At 55.9% G+C, this 6,874-nt stretch carries 7 protein-coding genes; 2 read left to right on the top strand and 5 right to left on the bottom strand.

Going from position 1 to position 6,874, the window contains the following annotated elements:
- Positions 1–312 precede the first annotated feature (312 nt).
- A complete protein-coding gene (gene purH, locus IMQ33_RS20475) occupies positions 313–1,902 on the top strand; it encodes a bifunctional phosphoribosylaminoimidazolecarboxamide formyltransferase/IMP cyclohydrolase (RefSeq protein ID WP_024531033.1) in 1,590 nt (529 codons plus the stop codon).
- 49 nt (positions 1,903–1,951) lie between these two features.
- A complete protein-coding gene (gene purD, locus IMQ33_RS20470) occupies positions 1,952–3,235 on the top strand; it encodes a phosphoribosylamine--glycine ligase (RefSeq protein WP_196062642.1) in 1,284 nt (427 codons plus the stop codon).
- A gap of 51 nt (positions 3,236–3,286) precedes the next feature.
- Here the strand turns inward: purD and IMQ33_RS20465 are convergent, their stop codons facing one another.
- From IMQ33_RS20465 to hemE, 5 genes are all read right to left on the bottom strand, one after another.
- Complete coding sequence (locus IMQ33_RS20465; RefSeq protein WP_065685444.1) at positions 3,287–3,925, bottom strand: DUF1481 domain-containing protein; 639 nt, start codon at positions 3,923–3,925, stop codon at positions 3,287–3,289.
- Between the two features lie 67 nt (positions 3,926–3,992).
- A complete protein-coding gene (gene hupA / locus IMQ33_RS20460) occupies positions 3,993–4,268 on the bottom strand; it encodes a nucleoid-associated protein HU-alpha (protein ID WP_021182173.1) in 276 nt (91 codons plus the stop codon).
- A gap of 189 nt (positions 4,269–4,457) precedes the next feature.
- The gene (locus tag IMQ33_RS20455; protein ID WP_021808056.1) at positions 4,458–5,048 is read right to left on the bottom strand and encodes a YjaG family protein; all 591 of its coding nucleotides are present in this window, start codon (positions 5,046–5,048) and stop codon (positions 4,458–4,460) included.
- A 51-nt stretch (positions 5,049–5,099) separates the two neighbouring features.
- Complete coding sequence (nfi, locus tag IMQ33_RS20450; RefSeq protein WP_196062641.1) at positions 5,100–5,783, bottom strand: deoxyribonuclease V; 684 nt, start codon at positions 5,781–5,783, stop codon at positions 5,100–5,102.
- Positions 5,784–5,799: 16 nt separating this feature from the next.
- Positions 5,800–6,864, bottom strand: a complete 1,065-nt coding sequence (hemE, locus tag IMQ33_RS20445; RefSeq protein WP_021808058.1) for a uroporphyrinogen decarboxylase — start codon at positions 6,862–6,864, stop codon at positions 5,800–5,802.
- Between the last annotated feature and the right edge of the window lie 10 nt (positions 6,865–6,874).

The following is a 6,874-nucleotide window of genomic DNA, read 5'->3' as shown; positions in this document are numbered from 1 at the left end:
TCCACGCAGGCCGCAACAGGTATTTTCAACAAAAATCACCGTTTGCTGCATTCCACAGCAAAACCCGTCCTTATACCCGGTTATGCACTAACTTATCCACAGAACGCATTTGGTCGGAAAATTTACGAGCGCCACGCAAACGTTTTCGCTACAATTCCCCGCGACGAAACAATCCCCGTTTTTATCGGGGCGCTACCTGAATCTGTTCCTGTCCTTCTCTATATAGGAAGAAATCCCCTCTATATAAGAAGCAACAAGGTGGAGATCCACGTAACGCTCTTTTATTGCGACTCAAAGCCAAGGGATAAAACCATGCAACAACCTCGTCCAATCCGCCGGGCCCTGCTCAGCGTGTCCGACAAAGCCGGAATCGTTGAATTCGCCGAAGCCCTCTCCCAGAGAGGCGTCGAATTACTCTCTACCGGTGGCACTGCCCGCCTGCTGGCCGATGCCGGTCTGCCTGTTACCGAAGTTTCCGACTACACCGGCTTCCCGGAGATGATGGACGGACGAGTCAAGACCCTGCACCCGAAAGTGCACGGTGGCATTCTGGGCCGTCGCGGCCAGGACGATGCCATCATGGAACAACATGCGATCCAACCGATCGATATGGTTGTGGTAAACCTGTATCCCTTCGCGCAAACCGTAGCTCGCCCAGATTGCTCGCTGGAAGATGCCGTAGAGAATATCGATATCGGTGGCCCAACCATGGTGCGCTCGGCCGCCAAGAACCATAAAGACGTGGCCATCGTGGTCAAGAGCAGTGACTACGCCGCAGTGATCACCGAGATGGATAACAACAACGGTTCACTGTTGTACCCAACCCGTTTCGACCTGGCTATCAAAGCGTTTGAGCATACCGCCGCCTATGACAGCATGATCGCCAACTACTTTGGTACCCTGGTGCCAGCCTATCACGGTGAGACCGAACAGCCTTCCGGCCGCTTCCCACGTACACTGAACCTGAACTACATCAAGAAGCAGGACATGCGTTACGGTGAAAACAGCCACCAGCAAGCTGCCTTCTATATAGAAGAGAATGTGCAAGAGGCCTCCGTGGCCACCGCCGACCAGCTACAGGGTAAAGCACTTTCCTACAACAACATCGCCGATACCGATGCGGCACTGGAATGTGTGAAAGAGTTTGCCGAGCCGGCCTGCGTGATCGTCAAGCATGCCAACCCTTGTGGCGTGGCTATCGGTGAAAACCTGTTTGCTGCCTATGAGCGCGCCTACCAAACCGACCCAACCTCAGCCTTTGGCGGCATTATTGCCTTCAACCGTGAACTGGATGCCAAAACGGCACAGGCGATCATCAGCCGTCAGTTTGTTGAAGTCATCATCGCGCCAAGCATCAGTGAAGAAGCCCGCACTCTGCTGGCAGCGAAACAGAACGTACGCGTGCTGGCCTGTGGCCAATGGCAACAGCGCGTCGCCGGGCTGGACTTTAAGCGCGTCAACGGTGGTCTGTTAGTGCAGGATCGCGATCTGGGTATGGTGACCGAAGCCGATTTGCGTGTGGTATCCGAACGCCAACCAACCGCTCAGGAGCTGCGTGATGCGCTGTTCTGCTGGAAAGTGGCCAAGTTCGTCAAATCCAACGCCATCGTTTATGCACGCGACAACATGACCATCGGCATAGGCGCCGGGCAGATGAGCCGCGTTTACTCCGCCAAGATCGCCGGGATCAAAGCCGCTGACGAAGGGCTGGAAGTCAAAGGTTCCGCCATGGCATCCGACGCCTTCTTCCCGTTCCGTGACGGCATTGATGCGGCTGCAGCAGTTGGTATTACCTGCGTGATCCAGCCGGGTGGTTCGATTCGTGATGATGAAGTGATTGCGGCGGCCAACGAACACGGCATCGCGATGATTTTCACCGACATGCGCCACTTCCGCCATTAATCCCTTTTGCTGCGTGCGCTCAATGCGCACGCCGTTTATGGAGCACCTGATGAATATTTTAATTATTGGCAACGGCGGGCGTGAACATGCGCTGGCCTGGAAAGCGGCCCAATCACCATTGGCAGATAAGGTTTACGTGGCCCCGGGTAATGCGGGTACTGCATTGGAAAGCAATCTGACCAACGTCGATATCGCCCCAACTGATATCCCGGCGCTGGTTGCCTTTGCCAAGGACAATGCCATCGATCTCACCATCGTTGGCCCAGAAGCGCCGCTGGTGATCGGCGTGGTCGATGCCTTCAAGGCCGCCGGGTTGACCATCTTTGGCCCGTCACAGGCCGCAGCACAGCTTGAAGGCTCCAAAGCCTTTACCAAGGATTTCCTGGCTCGCCACGCTATCCCAAGCGCTGCATACCAGAACTTTACCGAAGTGGAACCCGCCTTGGACTACGTACGCCGCCACGGCGCGCCGATTGTTATCAAGGCAGACGGCCTGGCGGCAGGCAAAGGCGTGATCGTCGCGATGACGTTGCAGGAAGCCGAAGACGCCATTCAGGATATGCTGGCAGGCAATGCGTTTGGCGACGCCGGGCATCGCATCGTGATCGAGGAGTTCCTGACAGGCGAAGAAGCCAGCTTTATCGTCATGGTCGATGGCGAAAATGTGGTGCCAATGGCCACCAGCCAGGATCATAAACGTGTCGGTGACGGCGATACTGGCCCGAATACCGGCGGCATGGGCGCCTACTCGCCAGCGCCAGTGGTGACGGATGAAATCCACCAGCGCGTAATGGAGCAGGTGATCTGGCCAACCGTGCGCGGCATGGCGGCGGAAGGCAACACCTATGTCGGCTTCCTGTACGCTGGCCTGATGATTGCTGAGGATGGTCAACCCAAGGTGATCGAATTCAACTGCCGCTTTGGCGACCCGGAAACTCAGCCGATCATGCTGCGCCTGCGCTCCGACCTGGTTGAACTCTGCCTGGCAGGGGCCGAAGGCAAGCTGGATGAGAAGACTTCCGAGTGGGATGAACGCCCTGCTCTCGGCGTGGTGTTGGCGGCCGGCGGCTATCCTGCGGATTATCGCCAAGGGGATGTGATCCACGGCTTGCCTCAGCAAGAAGATGCCAATGGCAAAGTGTTCCATGCCGGAACGCGTATGCAAGGGAATGACGTTGTGACCAACGGCGGGCGTGTGCTTTGCGTTACGGCTTTGGGCGCAACGGTGGCTCAGGCTCAGCAGTTAGCCTATCAGCTAGCGGAAGGTATTCAGTGGCAAGACAGTTTCTGCCGCAAGGATATTGGTTACCGTGCTATCGCACGCGAGCAGTAACAGCTAGTTGAGATAACAGCCAGGCTCTGTTCGCAGGGCCTTTTTTATGCGCTAAAGGGTATCTTTGGTGGGTTCCCAACTGCAGAAATCATTATTTGCCACCAATAACAGCTCACGACCTTCCGGCCCATCCAACCAGGCTACGTTCACTGGCTGACTGCTGTTGGCCGCACGCCGCATGATCCACTCTTCGGCCTGTTGGTCCAAACCTGGCTTCACGACTTCGCCGTTGCACAGCTTCACGGCGCCTTGCTGCCAGTGCCCCTGTAACAGTCGAACTCGACCGGCATTAAGCGCATCGCTCAATTCCAGTATCCGCCGTGCCTGATATTGATAGAGCACAACTTCATCGTTGGAGAGTTTCTGGCGCTGAGTGGCCAGTTGGCGCTGCATAAAGCTGACTGTACCGTTGGCGGTGAAACGCAGTTGAATGGAGTCGCGATCGCCATCGGCATCGGTGCGTTTGATTTGGTACAACACGCCATGTTGATATTCATACAGCGTTGTGACGGTACCCGGCCCGCGATAAGGGCTGTAGACGCTCAACAGCGCCACAGGCTGCTGCTGGCCGTCATCCATCCGCCACACACGCATCACCCCCTGGTCGGCCACAAAGCCGCTGGCGGTAAAGGTTGGCGGGGCTGAACGGAAACTACAAGCACTCAAGGCAGCAACAACCGTAACCGCCATGAGTGCCCGTTGAATAAACAAAAGGGGCGCCAACGCCCCCCTGTTTAAACCTTTCTGCAACACGCGATTAAGACTTAACCGCGTCTTTCAGTGCTTTACCAGAAACGAACGCAGGCACGTTAGCTGCTGCGATTTTGATTTCTTTACCAGTCTGTGGGTTGCGGCCAGTGCGCTCGCTACGATGGTTTACCTTGAAAGTACCGAAACCAACCAATTGTACTGCATCACCTTCTTTCAGGGACTCAGTAATGGCAGCCAGGGTAGATTCCAGAGCCAGCTTAGCTTGAGCCTTGGAAAGGTCAGCCTTCTCTGCGATTACATCAATCAGTTGAGTCTTGTTCATAAGTTATCCTTACAGTGTGTTTATCGTTTGCAAAGCATCGAGTGCGACGGATATGCCGATGGACAGCACTCTCCTGCATACACGCACCGATAGCCACTTTTTTTTCGCCCCCCAAATGTAGACCAGACAGGGTGCGGATGTGAAGCCTTAAGGCACGACAAATCAGACGTTAAATCACGTTTTCTTGCCTTATTGCGTTAAATTTATCCCAATGTTACTCACCGCGGCCTCTCGCAGGTCAGATCGTAACCCTTTGATCAGATCCAGATCACGCTCTTCGCAGGCGGCCAACAGGCGGAAAATCTCCCATTGAATGTCCCATTCTTCCTCAACGGCAGGCAGAATTTTCAGCTCTTCGTCGGTCATTTCTTTGCCAGCCTGGGTCATTTCCAACATCGCCACGGTGCGAATTGAGGTTTCGCTGATGGCAATGGCGTGCTCCAACGTTTCTCCGCTGAGGCGCGAATGGATCAATTCCCCTAATGCAATGCAGGCATCGATCGCTGGGTAAACGCCGTAAAGATCGTAATCTTCTGCCGACGGGATCGCCTCTTCCAACTTTTCCAGTTGGCTGTCAAAGTTGACCTTGGCGTCTTTCACCACCAGCGTTTCCCAGACCAAGTCCAGGATACGGCGATAAACGGCCGGGTCGCCAAACTCCGTCTGCAGGCAGAACATCTGGTAATTCGGGTACATACGCTCGCACAGGCAGGCCATAAAGGTCAAATGCTGCCAGCTTTCCAGCTTTTCCAAGCGTAAATGAATCGGGTTACGTAGCATTGTCTACTCTCTTACTCATTATCTGCCGCGCAGTGTACCCGAAATCGCTCATTACGACACCTCTGGATGCTGCTGTAACCAGCGTACAAAGGCCGGGCGGCGTGAGGCAATGGCATCGGCCCACCGCGTGGGCTCCGGCAAACGGTAACCTGCCATGCAGCGTTGTACCCAGGCCAAGGCGCTGTTGGTGCTCACGCGATGGCCCGTGGCGATAAATAACGGATTACAGCGCTCTTTGCTGCGCCATACCCATCCCAACTGTTCGCCCTTGTCCTCCAGCGCGGCCAACGAGCCAACGGTAGCGTCCAGCGGGGAAAATTTACCACATAAACGCTTCTTGGCCACGCCAATGGTCGGCACGTTGACCAACAGGCCAAAGTGGCTGGCAACCCCCAGGCGTCTTGGATGGGAAATACCATGGCCATCGACAAAGATGAGATCGGGTTTCTGTTGCAGTTGCTCCCAGGCGGCGATCAGCGCAGGGTACTCGCGAAACGAGAGAAATCCGGGGATATAAGGCATGGTGGTGCTGATACGAGCGATTTGATACTCCACCAGCTCGAGTGAAGGATAGCGCAGGATAGCAATGGCGGCGCGTGTTACCGCACCCTCTTGTTCAAAACCGACGTCCGCACCGGCGATAAACGTCGGTGGGTCTTGCAGAAAATCATCGTGACGAATGACTTCCCCGGCGCGCCTTAGCTGTTCGGCGCGCAGAGCCTGAGTATCAATCACAGCGTCTCCTTGCGGTTTAGCGGTGGTATTTGGCCGACAGCGCATGCACCGCTTCAACGAAGGCCCCGGCGTGTTCCGGTGGCACATCTTGATGAATACCGTGGCCAAGGTTAAAGACATGACCTTCGCCCTGGCCAAAACCGGCCAGAATGGTTTCCACTTCCTGGGCGATGCGTTCCGGTGCGGCATACAGCATGGAAGGATCCATATTCCCCTGCAGCGCGACTTTATCGCCCACACGGCGGCGCGCGTCGGCAATATCGGTGGTCCAATCCAGGCCCAGCGCATCGCAACCCGTGGCCGCCATCGCTTCCAGCCACTGACCGCCGCCTTTGGTGAACAGCGTCACCGGCACCCGGCGCCCGTCATTTTCACGCAGCAGGCCATCGACGATTTTATGCATATAGTGCAGTGAGAATTCGCGATAATCACGCCCCGTCAGCACGCCGCCCCAGGTGTCGAACACCATCACGGACTGCGCCCCGGCCTTGATCTGGGCATTGAGATACAGGATCACGCTGTCCGCCAGTTTATCCAGCAGCAAATGCAGCGTCTGCGGCTCGGCATACATCATTTTCTTCAGCTTGGTGAATGCCTTGCTGCTGCCGCCTTCGACCATATAGGTCGCCAACGTCCATGGGCTGCCGGAGAAACCGATCAGCGGCACTTCACCCTTCAATTCACGACGGATGGTGCGCACCGCGTTCATGACATAGCCCAGTTCATCTTCCGGATCGAATGCAGGCAGCTTCTCTACATCGGCACGGCAGGTGATTGGCGAAGAAAAACGCGGGCCTTCCCCGGTTTCGAAATAGAGCCCAAGCCCCATGGCATCGGGAATGGTGAGAATGTCGGAGAACAGGATGGCGGCGTCCAGCGCATAACGACGCAGGGGCTGTAATGTCACCTCGCAGGCCAGTTCGGCATTTTTGCACAGCGACATGAAATCCCCGGCCTGAGCACGGGTGGCTTTGTACTCTGGCAAATAACGACCGGCCTGGCGCATCATCCATACAGGGGTGAGATCCACCGGCTGGCGCAGTAGCGCACGCAGGTAGCGATCGTTCTTCAACTCATTCATTTCTTGGGCT

It is taken from the genome of Serratia sp. Res13-Sevr-LER1-36-b, from assembly GCF_015673035.1.
GTDB lineage: Bacteria > Pseudomonadota > Gammaproteobacteria > Enterobacterales > Enterobacteriaceae > Chania > Chania fonticola_C.
Note: the sequence above shows the minus strand (reverse complement) of the source record. Positions and strands in the feature narration are given on the sequence as shown.

Bases quoted from the DNA above. Each gene is read 5' to 3' on its own strand.
- purH (WP_024531033.1), top strand. From the start codon at position 313: ATGCAACAACCTCGTCCAATCCGCCGGGCCCTGCTCAGCGTGTCCGAC.
- hupA (WP_021182173.1), bottom strand. From the start codon at position 4,268: ATGAACAAGACTCAACTGATTGATGTAATCGCAGAGAAGGCTGACCTT.
- IMQ33_RS20465 (WP_065685444.1), bottom strand. From the start codon at position 3,925: ATGGCGGTTACGGTTGTTGCTGCCTTGAGTGCTTGTAGTTTCCGTTCA.
- purD (WP_196062642.1), top strand. From the start codon at position 1,952: ATGAATATTTTAATTATTGGCAACGGCGGGCGTGAACATGCGCTGGCC.
- IMQ33_RS20455 (WP_021808056.1), bottom strand. From the start codon at position 5,048: ATGCTACGTAACCCGATTCATTTACGCTTGGAAAAGCTGGAAAGCTGG.
- hemE (WP_021808058.1), bottom strand. From the start codon at position 6,864: ATGAATGAGTTGAAGAACGATCGCTACCTGCGTGCGCTACTGCGCCAG.